Below are 20,837 nucleotides of genomic sequence, written 5' to 3' on the forward strand. Positions count from 1 at the left end.
GACTCCCCGCGAGTATGGACCTCCGCGGGCGGGCGCGGCAATGAAACCGGCCGCCCCGACCTGTGCAATCACGCAGATACGGGTGCGGTGACCTGCACACGCTCGGGGCGCGTGTAGACGTTCATCCGCCGGCCGCGGACGAACCCGGCGAGCGTCATGCCGACCCGCCCGGCGAACTCGACGGCCAACGAGGACGGCGCGGAAACGGCCACCAACAAGGGGATTCCGGCCATCGCGGCCTTCTGGGCGAGCTCGAACGAGGCGCGCCCGGAGACGACCAGGGCCGTCTGGGACAGCGGCAGCCGGTCCTGCAGAACCGCCCAGCCGATCACCTTGTCCACGGCATTGTGTCGGCCGACGTCCTCGCGTACCACCAGCGCCTCCCCGGTGGCGTCGAACAGCCCGGCCGCGTGCAGGCCGCCCGTCTTGTCGAAGGCCCCCTGCTGCTCCCGCAGCCGGTCGGGGAGTTGCGCGATCAACTCGGCGGGCCAGCGGGACGCGTCGGCGCCGGGGTCGTGGCGCAACTGGGTGGTGATCGCGTCGATGCTGGCCTTGCCGCAGATCCCGCAGGACGAGGTGGTGTAGAAATTGCGGCCCTCGGGCAGGACGATTCCGGGCGCCGCCACGACGTCGATGATGTTGTAGGTGTTCTCGCCCTCGACCGATCCGGCGCAGTAGCGCGCGTTGATCACATCGGTGCGGCCGCCGATGATGCCCTCGGTGAGCAGGAAGCCGTGGGCGAGCTCGATGTCGTGGCCGGGGGTACGCATGGTCACCGCCAGCGAGGTCCCGTCGACCCGCAACTCCATCGGCTCCTCGGCGATCAGCGTGTCCACGCGGTGCTTCTCGACCGGGTCGGCGGCAAGGTCGATCGTGGTGATCCGGCGTCGCGAGGTCAGCCTGCCCATGCCGGCCAGCCTACGCCGGGCCGGCGGACTTGCCAGAGCGCGCGCGGCGGGGGAGGGTGCGGCCATGCTGCCCGCCGGAGCCCCTGCGCCGGGGGAGGTTCGCGCCCTGGTGCTGACCGGTGGGGCCTCGCGGCGGATGGGGCGGCACAAGCCGGCGATCGCGGTGGACGGGGTGCCGATGGTCGCCCGGGTGCTGGCGGCCGCCGCGGCGTACCGGCCGGTCGTGGTGGGGAGTGCGGACGGCGTACCCGCGGGTGTGCCGGTGATCGCGGACGGTACGCCGGGAGCGGGGCCGGTCGCCGCGATCGCCACCGGTCTTTGCACCGTCGCCGCCGCCACCCGGGTGCTGCTGCTGGCCGCCGATCTGCCGCGGCTGACCGCCGCCCACCTGGCCGCCCTGGCCCGGGCCGGGGGCGACTGCGCGGTTACGGTGCGCGACGGTCGGGCGCAGTGGTTGTGCGCGGCGTGGTCGGCGGCACTGCTGGCCGACCGGCTGGCGGCCGAACCGGCGCGCGGGCGGTCGATGCGCTCGCTCTACGCCGGGCTGGTGCCGGTCGAGGTGCCCGATCCGGCCGGCGCATCGGTCGATGTGGACACCCCGGCGGACCTGTCGGCGCTCTGAGCCCGCGCCAGGTCGAGGAACCGGCCGATCGTCCTTCGCCACAGGGCGCGCAACTCGGCATCGCGACGCTCGGCCTCGGCCAGCACGGCGTCCGGGTCGAATCCCCACTCGCGCAGCTTGTCCGGGTCCCACTGCCGGACGCGGGCGGCCGCGACCTCCGGGTGGAACTGCACGCCCCAGACGCGATCGCCGAGCCGCAGCACCTGGTTGGCGCAGCGCTCGCTGCTGGCCAGCAGCACGGCGCCGGGCGGTAGGTCGGTGATCTGGTCGCGATGGCTCTCGATGGCGGGGAAGGAACTCGGCAGCTCGCCGAACACCGGGTCGTCGGCGGCCGCGGGCAGCAGTTCGAGATCGACGACCCCCTTCTCCGGCAGGCCGTGCTTCGCCGCGACCGTGCCGCCGAAGGTATGGGTGATCATCTGCGCGCCGAGGCAGATGCCGAGCACCGGTTCCCGCGCCCGGCCGGCGGTGGCGCGCAGCAGCGCGCGCTCAGCCGGGAGCCACGGCCGTTCGGCGTCGTCGTCGGGGAGCATGCCGCCGCCGAGGATGATCAGGGCCAGATGGCCGGAGGCGTCGGCGGGCAGCGGGTCGCCGTCCCAGGCCTGGATCACGACCGGCCGCAGACCCGCCTCGGCGATCCAGTCGAGCAGCATCGCCGGCCCGGAGTCGGGATCGTTCTCGATGACCAGGACGGTGTCGGGGTCGCTGGTGGTGCTCATGTGACCAGCCAACCAGATCGCGCGTGCCACACCGGGCATCGACCGCCTGCCGGGAGTGGGGAAGCCGCTGGGGAGTCGGTGAATCCGCGGGCTTGGTCCGCAGGCGCGGGCCCAGTCGGCAGACGCGGGCTCGGTCGGCATCCAGGGGCCCAATCGGCAGGCGCGGGCGGTGCGACGTTCGCGGGTGCCGGTTCGGTTCGCGGGTGTGGGGGAGTCGGTGGATCCGCGGGCTCAGTCGGCAGACGCGGGCTCGGTCGGCAGACGCGGGCTCGGTCGGCAGATGCGGGCTCGGTTGGCAGGCGCGGGCCCAATCGGCCGGGGGGCCTACCCGAGCGCGAGCCCGATCAGCATCCCCACCGCGCAGGCCAGCTCGGCGAGGCCGGTCAGCTTGAGCACACCGATCAGGGGCCGGCCGGTGGCACCGGCCAGCACGGTACGCACCGCGGGCGCGGCCACCGGGACGAAGAGCAGCGCCAGCAGCGCCCACCAAGTACTCGTCGCGGCGAGCGCGATGCATGCGGCGGCCGCGGCGGCGAGCAGCACCAGGTAGCCGGCCCGGGACCGTCGGTCTCCGAGTCGGACGGCCAGGGTCTTCTTGCCGACGGCGGCATCCCCGGCGATGTCGCGCAGGTTGTTCGCCATCAAGATCGCGCAGGCGAGCAGCCCGATCGCCAGCGAGGCGAGCAGCGCGTGGCCCCACGCGGCGCCCGGCCCGAAGCCGGTCTGCACCAGCGCGGTGCCGGCGGTCGCCACCAACCCGAAGAAGATCAACACGAAGACCTCGCCGAGACCGGCGTACCCGTACGGACGCTTGCCGCCGGTGTAGTACCAGGCCGCGAGGATCGCCGCGATGCCGACGCCGATCAGCCACCACTGCCCGGTCAGCGCGGTGATCGCCAGCCCCGCGATCGCGGCCGCGCCGAAGCAGCCGAAGGCCGCGGCCTTCACCGTCGCCGGCGCGACCGTGCCCGAGCCGACCAGCCGCAGCGGCCCGACGCGATCGGCATCGGTGCCGCGGATGCCGTCGGAATAGTCGTTGGCGAAGTTCACCCCGACCTGCAGCGCCAGCGCGACGATCAGGCACAACACCGCAAGCAGCGGCGCGAAGGCGCGGTGGAAGATCGCCACGCCGGATCCCGCCAGGACCGGCGAGACCGCCGCCGGGAGGGTACGCAGCCGCGCGCCCTCCAGCCACTGTGCCGTGCTCGCGCTCACCGGCGCTCCTCCTCGATCTCGTCCCATTCGTTGATCAACTTCTGCCGGTCGGGCTTGCCGCTGGCCAGCAGCGGCACCTCCGCCACCCGCGCCAGCGCTCGGGGCAGGGCCGCGGCCGACAGGATGCCCGACAGCCGGTCGCGCAGCTCGGTCAGGTCGAGCGGCGAGGTGGTGGCGAGCGCGACCCGCGTACCCCACTCCGGATCCGGTACGCCAACGACCACGCCGCTCACCCCGATCCCCTCCACGGCCCGCTGCACCTCGGCAAGATCGACATTCACCCCGCCGGAGATGATCACCTCATCGACCCGCCCCCGCACCCGCAGCCGCCCATTCTCGAAGACCCCGCGATCGCTGGTCCGGAAGCGATCGCCGGCCAGCACCTGGTCGGTCAGGTCGGGCCGCAGCCGGTACCCGGCGAAGATCATCGGCCCGGCCAGCTCGATCCTTCCCGCCTCGCCGAGCCGCACGTCCACCCCGTCCAGCGGCACCCCGTCGTAGACGCAGCCGCCGCAGGTCTCCGACATGCCGTAGGTGGTGATCACCGCAACCCCGGCCTCGCGCAGCCCGGCCAGCAGCTCCGGCGCCGCCGCCGCGCCGCCGAGCAGCACCGCGTCGAACTCCGCCAGCCGCGCCAACAGCGCCGGGTCGCCCAGCGCTCGCCGCGCCTGCGTCGGCACCAGCGACAGGTAGTTGCGGCCCGGCCGCACCGCCAGCCCGGCAAGATCACCGGGCCACGGCACCGGCCCGCTCCCGGCCAGCAGCGCCCGCGCCACCACCATCGCGCCGGCGACATAGTGGGCGGGTAGCGCCAGATGCCAGCTGCCCGGGCCGCCCAGCCGGGCCTGCGTCGCGGCCGCGCTCGCGGCGATGGCGGCGGCGGGCAGGCGCACCCCCTTCGGCGCCCCGGTGGAGCCCGAGGTCGCGACCACGAGCGTGCCGGGCAGTTCGGGCTCGTCGGGTCGCAGCGCCGCCACCGCCCGCGCGGACTCGGCCGGGTCGGCCGGTAGCGGCAACATCGCGGGTCCGCCGTCGAGGGTGCGGCGAAGCGCCGCCGCGAATGCGGCCACGTCCGCGGCGTCGACCACTTCCAGCACCCGGACACTGTAGGGGCGCTAGGTTGGCTCGGTGCCCGCACGCCCCGCCGCGAGCGCCGCCATCGCCTGGCGGCTGCCGATGCGTACCCGCTTCCGCGGGCTCACCGAGCGCACCGGCATGCTCGTGCCCGGGCCGGCGGGCTGGGCGGAGTGGAGCCCGTTCGCCGACTACACGGGTGCGGAGCTGGTGCCGTGGCTGCGTGCCGCGGACGAGGCGCGCACGCTCGGCTTTCCCGAGCCGGTACGCCGCCGCGTACCCGTCAATGCGACCGTGCCCGCCGTCGATCCCGGGCGCGCGCACGCGATCGCCGCGCGGTCCGGCTGCGGCACCGCGAAGGTCAAGGTGGCCGAGCCCGGCCAGCGCCTCGCCGACGACCTCGCCCGGGTGGAGGCGGTACGCGACGCGCTCGGCCCCGGCGGCCGCGTGCGCATCGACGCCAACGGCGCCTGGTCGGTGGACGAGGCGATCACCGCGCTCGGAGCTCTCGCCCGCCTCGGCCTGGAGTACGCCGAGCAGCCGTGCGCCAGCACCGAGGACCTGGCCGAGTTGCGCCGGGCGCTGGCCCGCCGCGGGATCGACGTGCCCATCGCGGCCGATGAGTCCATCCGGCGCAGCGGCGATCCCGAGCGGGTGGTGGCGCTGGGGGCCGCCGACATCGCCGTGCTGAAGGTCCAGCCGCTCGGCGGGGTCCGCGCCTGCCTGGCGCTGGCCGATCGGCTCGGGCTGCCGGTGGTGGTCTCCAGCGCGCTGGAGACCTCGATCGGCCTGGCCGCCGGGCTGGCACTGGCCGCGGCGCTGCCCGAACTGCCGTATGCCTGCGGGCTGAACACCGGGCCCCTGCTCGACGGCGATCTGGTCGCCGAGCCGCTGCGCGCCGTCGATGGCGAGATCGCCGTGCCGGCCGCGCCGCCGGCCCCCGATCCCGAACTGCTCGCCGCCGCGGCCGACGGCGCCCCGGCCGCCCACTGGGCCGACCGGTTGGCCGCGACGCGCGCCCTGGCCGAACACGAGTACGCCCGATGACCGCGATGGACCTCGCCCGCGTGGTGATCGCGGAACTGGTCGCGGGTGGCGTGGCCGATGTCGTGGTGGCCCCGGGCTCGCGCAATGCCCCGCTCGGCTTCGCCGCCTGGCAGGCCGCCGAGCGCGGGGAGCTCGCCCTGCACGTGCGGATCGACGAGCGGGACGCCGGCTTCACCGCGCTCGGTCTGGCCATCGGCGGCGGCCGACCGGTGGCGGTGATCACCACCTCTGGTACCGCCGTCGCCAATCTGCATCCCGCCGTGCTGGAGGCCGCCCACGGCCGCCGCCCGCTGATCGTGATCAGCGCCGACCGGCCCGGCTATCTGATCGGCTCCGGCGCCAACCAGACCACCGACCAGCGTGGCATCTTCGCCCCGGCGGTACGCGACGACGCCCAGCTCGCCGACGCCGATGATCAACCGGGGCACTGGCGATTCGCGGTACGCCGACTGCTGGCCGCGGCGACCGGGCTGCGCGACCGCCGGCCCGGGCCGGTGCACCTCAATGTCGCGCTCCGCCCGCCGCTGGTGCCCGGCCCGGCCGACCGCGAGCTCGCCCCCGGGCAGCCCTTCCGCGCCGAGCCCGCGCCCGCGCCGGATCCCGTGCGGCTGCCCGCCGCACCGCGCACGGTCGTGCTGGCCGGCGACGCCGATCCCGCGGTCGGCGCCGCGGCCCGTGCGCTGGCCGAGGCGGCGGGGCTGCCGTTGCTCGCGGAGCCGTCGTCCAATGCGCGCGCCGGCGGGTCCGCGATCGGCGCCTATCGGCTGCTGCTGGACCGCTTCGCCGACCGGATCGAGCGGGTGATCGGCTTCGGCCATCCGACGCTGTCCCGTCCGGTGTCTCGGCTGCTCGCCCGCGAGGACGTCGAGCTGATCATGGTCAGCCCGACGGCGGACTGGATCGATCCGGGGCTGGCGGCCGACCGGGTCGTCGACGCGGTGATCGTCGACGGTCGTGGCGACCCCGGCTGGCTGGTCGACTGGCGCACCGCCGATGCCGAGCTGGGCGCGGCGCTCGTCGACGCCCTGGACCGCGCCGGCGCGATCACCGGCCCGGCGCTCGGCGCCGCGGTCTGGTCGGCGTTGTCCGGGGTGACGGCACGCGGCGACGTGCTGGTGCTCGGCTCATCCAATCCGGTGCGCGATGTCGATCTTGCTCCGATTGGCGAACAGGCGCCGGTGACGTTTGCCAACCGGGGGCTGGCCGGCATCGACGGCACCGTCGCCACCGCCGCCGGGATCGCCCTCGGCGCCGGCCGGCCCGTCCAGCTCCTGGTCGGCGACCTGACCTTCCTGCATGACGTGAACGGACTCCTGCTCGGCCCGGACGAACCGCGCCCGGACCTGCGGATCATCGTCGCCAATGACGACGGCGGTTCGATCTTCGCGACCCTGGAGCAGGGCGCGCCCGAACACGCGGGCGCCTTCGAGCGGATCTTCGGCACCCCGCACGGGACGGACCTGGCCGCGCTCGCCGCGGCGTACCGCGTGCCCTACCAGCGAATCGACGATCTTTCGGTGCTGGGCAAGCAGCTCGCTCGCGCGCCGCGGGGCATCGAGATGATCGAGGTCCCCCTCGATCGGACCGGCCGGCGCGAGCTGGATCAGCGGCTGCGATCCCTCGGGCGCGGCGAGTCGCCCGGCTGAGCCGGGCCGTCCGGGTGCCGCGGCCTGATCATGGTCGCCAGCAACAGCAGGCACCCGGCGACGGCGATCGCGATCCCGCCGAACAAGAAGACCTGGCCGGCCGGCCCGGTCAGCCACTTTCCGAGGATCGTCGCCAGCGCCGCGCCCAGCGCGATCAGCCCGAGCGCGCCGAACAGCCGCAGCGGATAGGTGTCCCTCACGCCGACCACGGTAGCGCCCCGATGATCATTGCTGCTCGCGCAGCCAGCGGCGCAATTGCCAGGTCGCGGTCACATCGTCCTCGTTGTAGGCCAGCACCCGGGCCCGGGCCGCGGCTCGTTCGGCCGGATCGACGGCATGCACCGCCTCGTCGAACCAGGTCAGCGAATTCAGCCCGCCCGGATCCTCGTCGCGCCAGGTGAACCCGGCACCGCGCGTCGCGACCGTCTTCAACCCGAGTCCGTGGGCGCCGAAGTAGTGATCGGCCACCACCCGGTACAGATCGCAGAATCCCTCGCGCGCGAACTCCAGCGCCCAGGCCAGCTCCGGATCGCCGGCGGCGGCGAGCCGGCGGAGCTGGACCACCTCGTAGTCGGAATAGTGATAGACCCGGACGGTACGCCCGGACGCCACCAGTTGCCGCAGCCAGCGGATCGCCCGCACCGCCAGCGCTCGCTCGCCGCGCGCGTCCAGCTCCCACCAGGCGGAGAACTCGACGAACTCCGGCGGGCTGCCCGCGGCGACGTCGTGCACCCGGAAACCCCACAGGTACACGCGTTCGGAGCGCGACGTCTCGATGTCGAGGTCGATCTCGACGTCGGCCGCGGGCACCTCGATCGGGCCGCTGGTCAGCCGCTCGAGGGCGACGTCGCGGGCGAGCAGGTCGGCCCGCCGGGCGGCCAGTTCGAGCCGCCGTTCGGCACCCGGACGGTGCCGCACCAGCGGCAGGTAGTCGATCTTGAGCCGGTCCAGATCTGCCCCGACCAGGTCATGCACGGTCTCGACGCCGAGGCCGCGCAGCGCCGAGATCTCGCGGATGTCCAGCGGGCTCTTGTCGATCCGTAGCGAAAGATCATCATCGTCGAGCTGCCCGCGGCAGTTCTCCCACCAGACGCAGTGATCGCATTCGCGGATCCGGATCGGCCGAACCAGTGGTGCCGGGTCCTGCGGGCCGCCGGTACGCCGCAGCGCGACCTTGGCCACCTTGACCCGGAACCGGAACTCGTGGTCATAGCGCTCCAGCGGCGAGCGCAGCCGCCAACCCGTCGGGCTGGACGCCGAATAGGTGCGCAGGAAGGCCTGGCCCAGGTCGATCCAGGTGACGCGGCGATCGGTGCCGATCAGCGCCGCCCGGGGCGGCCCGCCGGCCGCCCAGCCGGCGGCCTGCAGCATCCGCCAGTGGTGGGCGGCCTGCAGCAGCAGGCCCTCGTTGCGGGTTCGCCATGATCGTTCCGGATCGCCGCGGCTGGCCGAGAACTCCGGTCGGGTGAGCGCGGCGATCCTGATCACCGCGCCCTCGGCGGCCTCGCTGGGCCGGGACTGACGGCGGCGCTCGGTGAGTTTGCCGAACCGGGTCAGCACCGGGAAGTAGCCCGCCGTGCCGTCGGCCCGGTTCGGGCCGCGCAGCAGCGCCGCCGGCCGGCCCGTGCGGCGGCCGAGGCCATCGACCGGCGGGCTGCCGGCGATGATCAATGAAAGCCCCAGCGCGATCGCGTCGGCCGTGCGGGCGGTGCGCTCGGTGGGCGAGTCGATCCCGCGCAGGTCGATGGTCGCCGGCACCGCGTCGGCCAACGCATCGAGCATCTGGCGCGCATGCTCGGCGCCGCCGGCGAACACCTCGGGCAGCGACTCGTCGCCGGCCGGCTGCGGCGGCACGGTGGCGTCGAAACGATTGTGGGTCTTCACCGCGCACGAGCGCGCGGCGTAGGAGTCGAGCAGGAACCCAGCGCTCATCTCGCCGTGGCGCGGTGCAGGGCGACGATGCCGCCCGAGAGGTTGTTCCAGGCGACCTCGCCCCACCCCGCCCCCGCGATCAGGTCGGCGAGCCCGCGCTGGTCCGGCCAGGCCCGGATCGACTCGGCCAGGTAGACGTAGGCGTCGGGATTGGAGGAGGTGGCCCGGGCGATGGCTGGCAGGGCGGCGAGCAGATAGCCGGTGTAGGCCTCTCGGAACGGCCCCCAGGTCGGCGTCGAGAACTCACAGACCACCAGCCGCCCGCCCGGGCGGGTCACGCGCCGCAGCTCGCGCAGCGCCGCCGAGGTGTCCTCGACATTGCGCAGCCCGAACGACATCGTGACGGCATCGAAGGCGTCGTCGGCGAAGGGCAGGGCCAGCGCGTCGGCGGCCACGAACGGCAGATCGGGCTGGCGGCCCTTCCCGGCCCGCAACATGCCGAGCGACAGGTCTGCCGGTACGCCCACCGCCCCGGCGTCGGCGAGCGGGCGCGTCGAGGTGCCGGTGCCCGCGGCCAGATCGAGGATCCGCATGCCCGGCCGCGGGTCGACGGCGCGCACGGTCGCCGCCCGCCAGGTGGGCGCCAGCCCGAGCGACAACACATCGTTGGTCAGGTCATAGCGGTCGGCGACGCGGTCGAACATGGCCGCGACCTCGCCGCGGCGCTTGGTCAGGGAGGCGCGATAACCGGTCTGCATCACCGCCCCATCTTCGCAGAACGACCCGACAGCCAGCGATGGACGACGGCGCCGCCGCCCGAGTCGGTGAATCGGCCCGGACGCGGCACAATCGCCCTCATGGCCAAACGCGACTCGCGCCCCGTGCTCGAGGTGAAGAAGCTCACCCGCAGGTACGGACCCGTCACCATCGTGGACAACTTCAATCTCGCCGTGCGACCCGGCGAGGCCGTCGCACTGACGGGCCGCAACGGCGCGGGCAAGTCGACGGTGCTGCGCTGCCTGGTCGGCGCCGACAGCGCCGACGAGGGCAGCGTCGAACTGGACGGGACGCGGGTCAGCGAGACCGACCCACGGATCCGGCGTGATCTTGCCGTGGTGATCGACGACCTGGACTTCTTTCCCGACCTCAGCGTCGTCGAGCACCTCGACCTGTTGGCCCGCGCCCACGGCGTCGACGATGCCGACGAGTTGGTCGACGCCGTGCTGCACGAGGTGCAGCTCGTCGGCCAGTCGGGTCAGTTGCCCGGCACGCTCTCCTCGGGCCAGCGCCGGCGTCTCGCCCTGGCCACGGCCTTCGTCCGGCCGGCCCGGCTGCTGGTCCTGGACGAGCCGGAGCAGCGCCTCGACGTCGAGGGCGTGGCCTGGCTGGCCGAACGCCTGAAGGCCGACCGGGAGGCCGGAGTGGCGATCGTGATGGCCACCCACGACCCGGTGCTCAGCGAGCACGTTGCCACCCGCACCGTCGAGCTCGGCGGGCCGCGCGGATGAGCATGAAGATCACCACCTCGCCGCCCGGGCGCGGCCTGGAACGCGAGCTGCGCGACCAGATCCGCGAATGGCGCCAGGGACGCGCCACCAAGAAGCTGTCCGAGGCGCTCTCCGATGCCTACGTATTGATCTTCGCGGTCGTGGTGATCGGCGCCATGTTGATCAACGTGCTGCTGACCGCCCAGGTGACGGCGAGCCAATGCGCCGAGGGCTCCTGCCTGGCCGCGCGCACCCTGTTGCCGGTGGCCACCTGGGCGGGCGTGGTGGCGATCGCGATCGCGGTCGCGCGGCTCTTCGGGCCGGTGGTCGCCTCGACCGCCGAAGGTTTCTGGTTGATGGACGCGCCGGTCGATCGCGGCCGCCTGCTCACCGGCCGGTTGGCGGGAGTGCTCGCGGCGGCGACCGGCATCGGGGCAGCGGCGGGCGCGCTGATCACCCTGCTCACCGGCACCCAACCCGCGGGCGTGATCGCCTGGGCCCTGGCGAGCGGGCTCGCCGCCGCCGCGCTGACCGCCTTCGCCGCGGCCGAGCAGGGGGCCGAGCGGACCATCTTCGTCCGGCTCGCCGAGGTGGCGTTCGGGCTGTCCGCACTCGCGGCAATCCTTCTGGTGGTGGCGATCGCCGCCGACTGGGTACGCCTGGCGATCGCACCCGCCGTGGAGGTGCAACTCGCGTTCGTGATCGCGGCCGCCTCCTTGCTGGTGTTGATCATCTCCGCGGTGCTGGCGCGGGCCCGGCTGACGGCGATCCGCCGGGTCCGGTTGACCAGCGGCGGTGCCTTGGTGAAGGGCCTGTCGGGCTCGTTGTTCGCGCTCGACTTCGGCCTCGCCCACGACATCCTGACCGAGCAGCGGGCCAAGGAACGCGGCCACGTCCGGCCGACCCGCGGCCGCGGCCAGGGCCCGTCCGCCCTGGTCTGGCGCGATCTGCAGCGGCTGCTGCGCCGGCCGCAGGTGCTGATCGGTCCCGTGGTGGCCGTCGTCGTGCCCTATGCGGCCGCCGCGCTCGGCCTGGGCACCGTCGCCTCGCCCCTCACCGCGATCGCCCTGTTCTGGGCGCTGGTGCCGATGCTCGGCGGCCTGCGGGTCCTCTCGCGAAGTCCCGGGATCGCCCGGGCGCTGCCCTTCGCCGGCTCCCGGATCCGGATCGCGCAGGTGCTCGTGCCCGCGGTGGTCGCGATCGTGTACGCCGTGGCCACCGTTCCCGCCTATGTCGGCCTCGGCGCGGGCGGGCGCCCGTTGCTGGAGGCGGTCGAGGTGGCCGTGATCACCGCCGCGGCTGGCCTGTTGGCGGCCGTCCGCTGGATCACCGCGAAGCCCGCCAACTATCAGGCTCCCGCGGTGGCGAGCCCGATCGGCTCGCTGCCGACCGGCATGATCGGCAACCTGGTCCGAGGCTTCGAGGTGGCGTTCCTGATCACCATTCCGCTGGTCTTCGGGCTGCCGATGGTGATCTCGCTACTGATCGCGGTGATCACCGCGATCGTCCTGTTCGGGGGCGGGGTGAACATGGAGGAGTTGCAGCGCCAGCAGGCCGAACAGCGGCGCCGGATGGATGCCGAGCGGCGCTGAGTCAGGCGTCCCGCACCGGTGCAGCGGCCGCGGGGCCCCGACGCCTCGGGGGACAACGTGGGGCTCATCGGGCCGGGCAACACCGATGCGGGACGTGTTCCAGTCTGCACCGAGGCGGCCGGTCACGTTTGACCTTTCGCGACATTGCTTTGACCGTCGGCGACAACCTCGGCCCGCGGGCCGGCCGCGGCGTATCGGTGTGCGGCGATCAGAACTATCGTCGTCATTCATGCGGGGGCGACGATGGCCACCATGATCCGCGCGGCAGCGCTGCGCGGGCTGCCTGCGCTGGTCGATGAGTTGGGCGCCGACGGCGCTGCTCTCGCGCGCCGCCACGGCGTACCGCCGGAGTTGCTCGAGGTCGCCGGACCGCCGACCCACGGCTCGGAACTGATCCGGGCCGACGATGCGGCGGCACTGATCGAGGCCGGGGCCGAGGCCACCGGCCGCTCCGATTTCGGTCTGACGCTCGCCGAGCGGCACGGACCGGAGATGCTCGGGCCGCTGGCGCTGGTGCTGGAGAACTCCTCGACCCTGGACGAGGCGCTCGAGCTGGCCTCGCGCTACCTGTTCATCCATTCACCGGCGATCCGGGTCTTCCTGGTCGCCGACCACGACGAGGGATCCGCCGTCGCGGGTCTGCGCTACGAGAGCGAGCGGGCGGGCCCACAGGGCTGCGAGTTCGGCGTCGGGGTGTTCCACCGGATCGTGCTCGCGCTGGCCGGCGGCCCCTACGGCCTGGTCTCGGTGCACCTGCCGCACCCGCCGCAGTCGTCTCGGCAGCGCTACCGGGACTTCTTCGGCGCCGAGGTGTCGTTCAATCGGCCGGCGTCGGTGCTGTGGGTGCCGAACGGGCTCGGCGCATCGGCGCCGACCGGCGGCGACTCCCGGCTGCGCCATCTGGCGCTGGCCCACCTGGAGGCCACCTTCGGGCCCGCCGAGCCGCGCGTCGGTGACCAGGTTCGGCTGGTCATCGAGGGGGCGCTGGGCAGCTCACTGATCCGGCTGGAGGCCGTCGCCGCCACCTTGGGGATGCATCCGCGTACCCTGCAGCGCCGGCTCGCCCGGGAGGGGCTGCGGTTCGCCGACCTGGTCGACGAGGTACGCCGGGACAATGCGCTCGACCTGATCCGGCGTACCGACCTGCAGTTTCGCCAGATCGCCGACCTGGTCGGGCTGAGCGAACCGGCCGCGCTGACCCGGTTGGTGCGGCGCTGGACGGGGCGCAACCCGAGCGCGGTACGCCGGAGCACGACCGCGCCCGGCGTAGGGTCGGCTCATCCGTAGACGCTCACCTGCGCCAGGTACGCCGGTGCCCGCGAGCCCGTCACGCTGACCCGGACCTTGTCGGCGTTGACCGGGGTGTCGAGCCGGATGATCCGGCTCATCCCGATCGAACCGCGCTCGGCCACCGTGCGCCACTGGCCGTCGACGCGCGCCTCGACGGTGAACGACTCGACCTGCTGGCCGTGCTCGGACACCTCCTCGGCCAACCGGAAGCGCGACACCCGGCGCGCGCCGCCGAGATCGATCTCCACCGATCCGGCGCCGACCTGCCCGGAACTCCAGGCGGTCAGGGGATCCCCGTCGGTGATCGCGGTCCGCTCGCCGACGGCCCGGCCGGCCCGCGCGCGCTCGGCGGTGTCGCGGGTGATCACGGGACGCCCGGCGGCCAGATCGGTGCCATAGACCCGGTCCAGCTCGGTGCGGAAGGCCCGCAGCGCGGCGACCGATGCCTCGGAGAACCGGCCGGTGGTGGTCGGCGGGACATTCATCAGGAAGACCGAATTGCGCCCGACCGACTTCTCGTAGATGTCCATCAGCTCGGTCGTGGACTTCGGCCGGTCGTTCGGGTGGGCGAACCAGCCCTGGGTCAGCTTGAAGTCGGCTTCGGCCGGCCACCAGCGGATCTCGTCGGCCTGGTCCGCCCGTACGGTCTCGATCAGGTTCTCCCGGCTGCCGGTGGCCGGGTTGTCGTAGGTGTCGGCATAGTCGACGCGGCTCGACGCTTTGACCTGGACCGGAACCGGGCCCCACTCGTTCTCGCGCGCGATGCCGGCCTCGTTGCCCACCCAACGCACGTCGTTGCCGCCGACGGCGATCACCGCATCGGGTTGCAGCTCGCCGATCAGGTCGTAGAACGCCTCGTAGTCGTAGGTCTCCGTCGCGCCCGTGTTGCCCTGCGCGCCGTCGAACCACACCTCGCTGACCTCGCCGTACTGGGTCAGCACCTCATACAGCGTGTTCAGGAAGTAGGCGCCGTAATCGGTTGCCTGGTAGGTGAACGTCGGGCCGCCGGTGCGGTCGTCGCCGGGAACGGGGGTCGGGATCACCCGCTCCGAGCGCGGCGAACCGTTGCCGAAGACACCCTTCAGCTCCTGGTTGGAGTCGGCGGGGGAGAGGTAGAAGCCGATCTTGAGGTCGTACTTGCGTGCCGAGTCGACGAACTCGCGGACCAGGTCGCCCCGGCCGTCGCGCCACGGGCTCGCGGCCACGGAGTGATCGGAATAGCGCGAGGGGTAGAGCAGGAAGCCGTCGTGGTGCTTCACGGTGAGGATGACCCGCTGGAAGCCGGCGTCGGCGAGCTCTCGGGCCCACTGGTCGGTGTCGAGGTCGGTCGGGTCGAACCGGGCCGGGTCCTCGGTGCCGTGGCCCCACTCCTGGTCGTAGAACGTGTTGATCCCGAAGTGGATGAAGGCGCTCAGCTCGTCGCGCTGCCACGCGTACTGCTGCGGCGTCGGCCTGATCAGCGAGGCCTTCCGAACGATGTTCTCGGTGCAGTCGGCGGGGCTCACCGAGATCGCGACCGACGGCTCGGCGTTCAGCGGCGTGCACTCGGGTTCGGGTTCGGGCTCCGTGGGCCCGGACGGCTGGAACTCGAAGTTGTCGTAGTCGGCCGATGCCGGCGCCGGCGCCAGCCGGATCCGGCGCAGGTCGCCCGGGAAGCCGCGATTGCCGGCCGCGGGGTGGACGTCGTTGCCGAAGCCGAAAGCCGACGGGTCGGCCACGGCGAAGGGCGCCCCCTGGGCGGTCGGCAGCTCGGTCCCGTCCAGCCAGACCCGGAGCGCGGCGCCACCGCCGCCCGTCGGCCGGTAGTCCAGCGCCAGGTTGTGCTCGGTGCCCGCGGTGGGCAGCGGCACGCTGCGCGAGGCCCGGGTCCAGCTCGCGCCATCGCGATAGTCGAAGCCGTAGCTGAGGCTGCCGCCCTGGGCGCGAACCTGCAGGCCGCCGCCGGCGGAGAACAGCGTGGCCAGCTCCCCGGCGCCGCCCGCGGGCGTGAAGCGCATCTCGGCGAGGAAACCGGTGGTCGCGGTGTCCGTGCCGAGCGACAGTTCCGAGGGCTCGACGCGGATGCCCTGGCTGCCGCCGGCCAGTCGCACGCCGACGCCGGCGAGTTGTTCCTCGCCGCCGTCCATCCGGCGCAGGGTGCCGCGCAGCACCTCATCACCGGCGGTGGTGTAGGCCTGCGTGCCGACCAGCGAGCCGCCGAAGCCGACATTGGCGGCATCGCTCCCGGCCGCGCGGGCGGCGCCGGGGGCGAGCGTTGCGACCAGGGTGGTGGCGGCGGTGACGGCCAGCAGGCGTGCGAATCGGGGACGCCCCCGACGGAGGGGTTCGTTGTCGCTCACGGTTTCCTCACTCGGGGTCGGGGGTGATCACCGCACCGGTGTAGTCCGGCGCATCGGCGCTGTCGCACCCGGGACGGGCGCGGTCGCAGCCGGCGGTCCAGGCGTCGTCGCCTTCGTAGGCGCCGAGATCGGCCGGCCCGCTGTCCGGGCGGGTGATGCCGGGAATGGCGACACCGGCGCCGCGCGCGGGTGAGTTCGGCGCGAGCCGGAAGTCATCGCCGTCCGCGTCGACCCAGGTCTGGCTCGGCGCACCGGTCAGGTTGTGGTCGAAGGTGCCGTTGGGCTGGGCGGCGTCGATCTTCGACGTCAGCACGTTGTTGCGCGCGACGGTCCCGGTCAGATCGGTGATCCGGTAGGTGAACCACATGTCGCCGGCGTCGACGACCGTGTTGTTGAAGATCCGGTAGTTCTTGCCGCCGTTCAGCATCAGGGCCGGGCTGGGGCCGGAGTCCACCACGTTGTGATCGATCAGCGGATTGAAGCTGTAGTTGTCGATGTAGATGCCGACGCCGGCCGTCGCGGGGTCGTGGATCCGGTTGTAGCTCACCCGGGTGTCGGTCATGTCGACCGTGCAGCAGACGTAGAGGCCGCCCAGGTCGGACTGGGTGACGGCGTAGGCGGAGATGTCGTTGTAGGCGATCTCGCTGTCGGTGAGCGACTGCAGTTCGGGCACGTTGCTGTTCACGTTGATGCCGTCGCGACCGGCGCCGTACATGGTGTTGCGGGTGATCGTGAGATTCGACGACCCACCCTGCACGGTGACCGGCGCGGTGTAGTAGCCGCCGTAGGCGATGTCGGTGATCAGGTTGTTGGTCACGGTGTGCCCGCTGCCCGACACTGCCACCCCGGAACCCGTCGACAGTGCGATGCGCGAGTCGGCCAGCGTGTTGTCGCGGCCGCGCAGGATGATCCCGGTGTCCATCTTGTGCGCCGCGTCGTAGGCGCCGTGGTAGGGCAGTGAGTCGTCGTACTGCGCGGTCATGAAATGCGAGACATAGCGCGCATCGAGGCCTGTGATCTTGATTCGGGCCGAGTCGTCGTCGGTGCGTACCGTGGCCGCGTTGATCGACAATCCGGTCAGTTCGATGTCGGTACGCCCGGCGAGGTCGACCGCATAGTTGCGCTGCTTGGCCTCGATCCGGGCCGGGGCGGTGCCGTCGGTGATCATCGACAGGCGTTTTGCCGCCGCGTCGTAGAACCACTCGTGCTCGGCGTCGAGGAAGGCGCGCTTGCCGATCAACCGGAAGTTGACATTGCTGTAGTCGCCGCCGGCCTGGGGGTAGAGAGGTGGGTCCGCCGGCGGCAGCGCATAGGAGATCGCCTGACCGTCGTTGGCGGTGACCTCGCCGGACAGGGCCGTCCAGCCGCCGAAGAAGGTGATCGAGGCGCCCGTCAGATCGCCGAGGCCGCTCGGCAACGAGCGGGCGGTGAAGGTGCCCTCGGCGCCGCCGGTGGTCACCGCGGAGACCTTGGCGAAGGTCGGTTCCATGGGGTCCAGGCCGGTGTTGGGGAACTGGGCCTCGGGCAGTGCGGTCCCGTCGGCGAAGATCTGGTTGGCCGCCAGGGTGGTGTTGTCGGGATCGACGGTGGCGTCGTAGCCGGGCGCGAGGTCGGCGGGCGCCGACCACAGCCGCGGGTTCTCGGCATCGCGTTCCCAACCCGTGACGGGATCGGCGCCGCTGATCACCACCTTCTTCGCCCGGGGAGCCTTCCGGAAGGTGATCGGGGAGCCGGGCGATCCCGAGCGCGCGGGCCGCACCGTCTCGCGGTAGGTGCCGTCGCCGATCTCGCAGACATCGCCCGGGCGGGCCTGTGCCGCGCAATCGGCGATGGTGGCGAACGGTCGGCCCCGGCTGCCGTTGCCCGGCAGGCCGGTGCGGTTCTGCTGCTCGGTTCCCCGGACCTGGTCGACCGTCCAGGTCCGACCTCTGGGGGCGCTCTCGGCGCTGCCCGGGAAGCCGACGAGAGCGATCGGGATGGCCGTCGCGAGGATGGCGCCGGCCAGGCGAAGGCCGATTCGGCGGCGCGGGCGAGCGACGTCGTGGCGTGGGGGGATCGGCATGGGGCTACTCCTCATCGAGCGCTTTCCCAGCATCCAAGCAGCATTGGTTGGATGATTGCAAGGGTGGTCGGAGGCCGGATGAGATTTGATCATGAACGGCTTCGTCCGCCGGATGCCGCCGCCGCCGGGGTTGCGCTTCCCGTCGGCCCGGTTACGCTTCGGGGCGAACGTGTCGAACCGCGAGAGAAGTCGAAGCACCATGGAACCTGAACCGTTGACGGCCGCCCGCTCGGCCGGCTGGGGCAGTGACGTCGAGGCGGCCGGGGACCCCGCGCGGGCCAGGACACCCCGAGCCGCGACCGCGCCCGAGGGCTACCCGGCGGTGTCGGGTCGCGTCGCCTATCTCGATCTTCCCGACGGTGCGGTCGGCGTGGCCGCGCTGGTCAAGGTGCGCGACGGCGACGGCGCCCGGTGGGAGTTGCAGGCCACGGCGGTGGAGGATCACGAGTTGCTGGGCGCGCTGCGCGTGCAGGCGGCGATCCTGGAAGATCGGCTGCGCCGGGACGGCTGACCGCCGCGCGCGTGCCCCGGTCAATTTCATCAACACGAGCGTTGCGAAAATCGGCGGCATTTTCCCTAGTCAAGGCCGGGTACGCCGGCGTCGTGCCGGATGCGCGGCGGCGTACGGAGGGCCTAGACTGCTGACGAGTTAGTGAACTCTTTCACGAGCAGTTCTCACGAGCAGGAGTTGCAATGACCCAGGGTCTCGCCGCGGAGGCGGAGGCCGACGTCATCGTCGTCGGGGCCGGGCCGGCAGGCTCGACGGCCGCCGCCTACCTGGCCCGCCGCGGTCTCGACGTGCTGCTGTTGGAGAAGTCTGCCTTCCCGCGCGAGAAGGTCTGCGGCGACGGCCTCACCCCGCGCGCCACCCGGCAGCTCATCCGCCTCGGGATCGACACCTCCGAGCAGGCGGGTTGGCTGCACAACAAGGGCCTGCGGATCTACGGCGGCGACCGGCCGTTCGAACTGAACTGGCCCGACCTGACGGACTTCCCGCCCTACGGCCTGGTCCGCCCGCGCGCCGACTTCGACGACCTGCTGGCCAAGCATGCGGTGGCCGCGGGGGCGAAGATGCTGGAGAACTGCAATGTCACCGAGCCGGTCCTCGACGAGCGCACGGGCCGGATCCGGGGCGTCCGGACGCGAGACGGGCGTACCTTCCTCGCTCCGCTGGTGGTCGCCGCCGACGGCAACTCGACCCGGCTGAGCGTCGCGATGGGCCTGCAGAAGAAGGACAACCGGCCGATGGGCGTGGCCGTGCGGACCTACTACACGAGCCCGCGGACCAACGACGACTACCTCGAGTCGTGGCTGGAGCTGTGGGACGGCAAGCCGGGTCAGTCCGATCTGCTCCCGGGCTACGGCTGGATCTTCGGGATGGGCGACGGCACCTGCAATGTCGGCCTCGGCATCCTGAACACCTCCTCGGCCTTCGGCAAGACCGACTACAAGGACCTGCTCCAGCGCTGGCTGGACAACACTCCCGCCGAGTGGGGCTTCCGCGAGCAGAACCGGACCATCCCGGTCCGCGGCGCCGCCCTGCCGATGGGTTTCAACCGCACGCCGCACTACACCCGCGGGCTGTTGTTGATCGGCGATGCGGGCGGCATGGTCAATCCGTTCAACGGCGAGGGCATCGCGTACGCCATGGAGTCGGCCGAGCTGGCCGCCGACGCGATCGCCGAGGCCCACTACCGCGGGGTGGGTACGCCGAGCGCCGAGCGCGCCCTGCGCGGCTACCCGACCGCCCTGTCGGACCGCCTCGGCGGCTACTACCGGCTCGGCACCATCTTCGTGAAGCTGATCGGCAATCCGCAGGTGATGCGGCTGTGTACCCGCTACGGTCTGCCGCGGCGTACCCTGATGCGCTTCACGCTGAAGCTGCTGGCCAACCTGACCGACGCCTCCGACGGCGACGCGATGGACAAGATCATCAACGGCCTCTCCAAGATCGCCCCGTCAGCATGAGCGCCGGGGCGATGACGAGCGGGACGAACCGGGAAGGACGGGCATGAACGATCCGTACGCACCACTGCTGGTGCTGTTGGTGATAGCTGCGGGCTTCGTCGCGGTCTCGGTGATCACCAGCATGCTCGTCGGGCCGCAGCGCTGGAACCGCGCCAAGTACGACTCCTACGAGTGCGGCATCGAGCCGACCCCGCAGCCGGTGGGCGGCGGCCGGTTCCCTGTCAAGTACTACGTCACGGCGATGATGTTCATCATCTTCGACATCGAGATCGTCTTCTTGTATCCGTGGGCGGTGAGCAGCAACCAGCTCGGCACCTTCGCCCTGGTCCAGGTCGTGATCTTCGTGGCCGTGGTGATGATCGCCTACTTCTACGAACTCCGCCGCGGCGGTCTCGAATGGGACTGAGGGCTGGGGAAGGGAACTGAGAGATGGGTGTTGAGGAGAAGCTCCCCAGCGGCGTGCTGCTGACGACCGTCGAGGGCCTGTTCGGCTGGATGCGCCAGGCCTCGTTCTGGCCGGCGACCTTCGGGCTCGCCTGCTGCGCGATCGAGATGATGACCTACGGTGCGCCGCGCTACGACTCCGGCCGCTGGGGCCAGGAGGTGTTCCGCGCCTCCCCGCGGCAGGCCGACCTGATGATCGTCGCCGGCCGGGTCAGCCAGAAGATGGCGCCGGTGCTGCGCCAGATCTATGACCAGATGCCGAACCCGAAGTTCGTGCTCTCGATGGGCGTGTGCGCCAGCTCCGGCGGCATGTTCAACAACTACGCGATCGTCCAGGGCGTCGATCACGTGGTGCCGGTCGACATGTACGTGCCCGGCTGCCCGCCGCGTCCGGAGATGTTGATCGACGGGATGTTCAAGCTGCGCGAGATCGTCCAGCGGCAGAAGATCGGCTCGAATGCCGAGGCCGAGATCACCGAGCGCGAGCGCGAGGCGCTGACGGCCACGCCGACGCACGAGATGAAGGGGCTGCTGCGGTGAGCGACAAGACCC

19 protein-coding genes are annotated in these 20,837 nt (G+C 72.3%); 10 read left to right on the forward strand and 9 right to left on the reverse strand.

Annotation, left to right across the window (positions count from 1 at the left end; translation table 11 throughout):
* Positions 1–68: 68 nt before the first annotated feature.
* Positions 69–908, reverse strand: a complete 840-nt coding sequence (gene fdhD / locus ACXDC7_RS04910) for a formate dehydrogenase accessory sulfurtransferase FdhD (RefSeq protein ID WP_459221403.1) — start codon at positions 906–908, stop codon at positions 69–71.
* A 64-nt stretch (positions 909–972) separates the two neighbouring features.
* Between fdhD and mobA the strand changes: the two genes are divergently transcribed.
* Entirely contained in the window at positions 973–1,530 is a 558-nt protein-coding gene (gene mobA, locus ACXDC7_RS04915) for a molybdenum cofactor guanylyltransferase (RefSeq protein ID WP_179444562.1), read from the forward strand.
* Here mobA and ACXDC7_RS04920 read toward each other — a convergent pair.
* The 3 genes from ACXDC7_RS04920 to ACXDC7_RS04930 form a co-directional block, all read right to left on the reverse strand.
* On the reverse strand, positions 1,443–2,249 hold the full coding sequence (locus ACXDC7_RS04920) for a type 1 glutamine amidotransferase (RefSeq protein ID WP_459221404.1): 807 nt from the start codon (positions 2,247–2,249) through the stop codon (positions 1,443–1,445). The genes mobA and ACXDC7_RS04920 overlap by 88 nt on opposite strands.
* Positions 2,250–2,573: 324 nt before the next feature.
* Positions 2,574–3,491 carry a 1,4-dihydroxy-2-naphthoate polyprenyltransferase gene (locus ACXDC7_RS04925; RefSeq protein WP_459221405.1) on the reverse strand — a complete coding sequence of 306 codons (918 nt, stop codon included), beginning with the start codon at positions 3,489–3,491 and terminating at the stop codon, positions 2,574–2,576.
* Positions 3,461–4,561: an AMP-binding protein gene (locus ACXDC7_RS04930; protein WP_459221406.1), complete on the reverse strand. Its 1,101-nt coding sequence runs from the start codon at positions 4,559–4,561 to the stop codon at positions 3,461–3,463. The genes ACXDC7_RS04925 and ACXDC7_RS04930 overlap by 31 nt, the downstream gene beginning before the upstream one ends.
* Positions 4,562–4,592: 31 nt before the next feature.
* Between ACXDC7_RS04930 and ACXDC7_RS04935 the strand changes: the two genes are divergently transcribed.
* Both ACXDC7_RS04935 and menD read left to right on the forward strand, forming a co-directional pair.
* Positions 4,593–5,585 carry an o-succinylbenzoate synthase gene (locus ACXDC7_RS04935; protein ID WP_459221407.1) on the forward strand — a complete coding sequence of 331 codons (993 nt, stop codon included), beginning with the start codon at positions 4,593–4,595 and terminating at the stop codon, positions 5,583–5,585.
* Positions 5,582–7,231 carry a 2-succinyl-5-enolpyruvyl-6-hydroxy-3-cyclohexene-1-carboxylic-acid synthase gene (gene menD / locus ACXDC7_RS04940; protein ID WP_459221408.1) on the forward strand — a complete coding sequence of 550 codons (1,650 nt, stop codon included), beginning with the start codon at positions 5,582–5,584 and terminating at the stop codon, positions 7,229–7,231. The genes ACXDC7_RS04935 and menD overlap by 4 nt, the downstream gene beginning before the upstream one ends.
* Here menD and ACXDC7_RS04945 read toward each other — a convergent pair.
* The 3 genes from ACXDC7_RS04945 to ACXDC7_RS04955 are packed head-to-tail and all read right to left on the reverse strand — an operon-like array spanning position 7,189 to position 9,861.
* Positions 7,189–7,431: a hypothetical protein gene (locus ACXDC7_RS04945; protein ID WP_179444558.1), complete on the reverse strand. Its 243-nt coding sequence runs from the start codon at positions 7,429–7,431 to the stop codon at positions 7,189–7,191. The genes menD and ACXDC7_RS04945 overlap by 43 nt on opposite strands.
* Positions 7,432–7,456: 25 nt before the next feature.
* Positions 7,457–9,163 carry a TM0106 family RecB-like putative nuclease gene (locus ACXDC7_RS04950; protein WP_459221409.1) on the reverse strand — a complete coding sequence of 569 codons (1,707 nt, stop codon included), beginning with the start codon at positions 9,161–9,163 and terminating at the stop codon, positions 7,457–7,459.
* The gene (locus ACXDC7_RS04955; RefSeq protein WP_179444556.1) at positions 9,160–9,861 is read right to left on the reverse strand and encodes a demethylmenaquinone methyltransferase; all 702 of its coding nucleotides are present in this window, start codon (positions 9,859–9,861) and stop codon (positions 9,160–9,162) included. The genes ACXDC7_RS04950 and ACXDC7_RS04955 overlap by 4 nt, the downstream gene beginning before the upstream one ends.
* A gap of 99 nt (positions 9,862–9,960) precedes the next feature.
* On the opposite strand from ACXDC7_RS04955, the gene ACXDC7_RS04960 reads away from it, so the two are divergent.
* The 3 genes from ACXDC7_RS04960 to ACXDC7_RS04970 all read left to right on the forward strand — a co-directional run bounded on the left by ACXDC7_RS04960 (position 9,961) and on the right by ACXDC7_RS04970 (position 13,469).
* A complete protein-coding gene (locus ACXDC7_RS04960) occupies positions 9,961–10,611 on the forward strand; it encodes an ABC transporter ATP-binding protein (protein ID WP_179444555.1) in 651 nt (216 codons plus the stop codon).
* Positions 10,612–10,613: 2 nt separating this feature from the next.
* The gene (locus tag ACXDC7_RS04965) at positions 10,614–12,182 is read left to right on the forward strand and encodes a DUF6297 family protein (protein ID WP_459221410.1); all 1,569 of its coding nucleotides are present in this window, start codon (positions 10,614–10,616) and stop codon (positions 12,180–12,182) included.
* Between the two features lie 252 nt (positions 12,183–12,434).
* A complete protein-coding gene (locus tag ACXDC7_RS04970) occupies positions 12,435–13,469 on the forward strand; it encodes an AraC family transcriptional regulator (protein WP_179444553.1) in 1,035 nt (344 codons plus the stop codon).
* Here ACXDC7_RS04970 and ACXDC7_RS04975 read toward each other — a convergent pair.
* On the reverse strand, positions 13,460–15,811 hold the full coding sequence (locus ACXDC7_RS04975; RefSeq protein ID WP_459221411.1) for an alpha-L-fucosidase: 2,352 nt from the start codon (positions 15,809–15,811) through the stop codon (positions 13,460–13,462). The two genes, ACXDC7_RS04970 and ACXDC7_RS04975, sit on opposite strands and share 10 nt — an antisense overlap.
* A gap of 7 nt (positions 15,812–15,818) precedes the next feature.
* The gene (locus tag ACXDC7_RS04980) at positions 15,819–17,873 is read right to left on the reverse strand and encodes a right-handed parallel beta-helix repeat-containing protein (protein ID WP_459221412.1); all 2,055 of its coding nucleotides are present in this window, start codon (positions 17,871–17,873) and stop codon (positions 15,819–15,821) included.
* Positions 17,874–18,072: 199 nt separating this feature from the next.
* Here ACXDC7_RS04980 and ACXDC7_RS04985 point away from each other — a divergent pair, with 199 nt between their 5' ends.
* The 4 genes from ACXDC7_RS04985 (at position 18,073) to ACXDC7_RS05000 (ending at position 20,825) form a co-directional block, all read left to right on the forward strand.
* Complete coding sequence (locus tag ACXDC7_RS04985) at positions 18,073–18,384, forward strand: hypothetical protein (protein ID WP_179444551.1); 312 nt, start codon at positions 18,073–18,075, stop codon at positions 18,382–18,384.
* Positions 18,385–18,566: 182 nt separating this feature from the next.
* Positions 18,567–19,841: a geranylgeranyl reductase family protein gene (locus tag ACXDC7_RS04990; protein ID WP_179444550.1), complete on the forward strand. Its 1,275-nt coding sequence runs from the start codon at positions 18,567–18,569 to the stop codon at positions 19,839–19,841.
* Positions 19,842–19,884: 43 nt separating this feature from the next.
* Entirely contained in the window at positions 19,885–20,247 is a 363-nt protein-coding gene (locus ACXDC7_RS04995; protein ID WP_179444549.1) for an NADH-quinone oxidoreductase subunit A, read from the forward strand.
* A 23-nt stretch (positions 20,248–20,270) separates the two neighbouring features.
* Positions 20,271–20,825 carry a NuoB/complex I 20 kDa subunit family protein gene (locus ACXDC7_RS05000; RefSeq protein WP_179444548.1) on the forward strand — a complete coding sequence of 185 codons (555 nt, stop codon included), beginning with the start codon at positions 20,271–20,273 and terminating at the stop codon, positions 20,823–20,825.
* Positions 20,826–20,837: the final 12 nt, after the last annotated feature.

The sequence above is a fragment of the Naumannella huperziae genome (genome assembly GCF_054073625.1).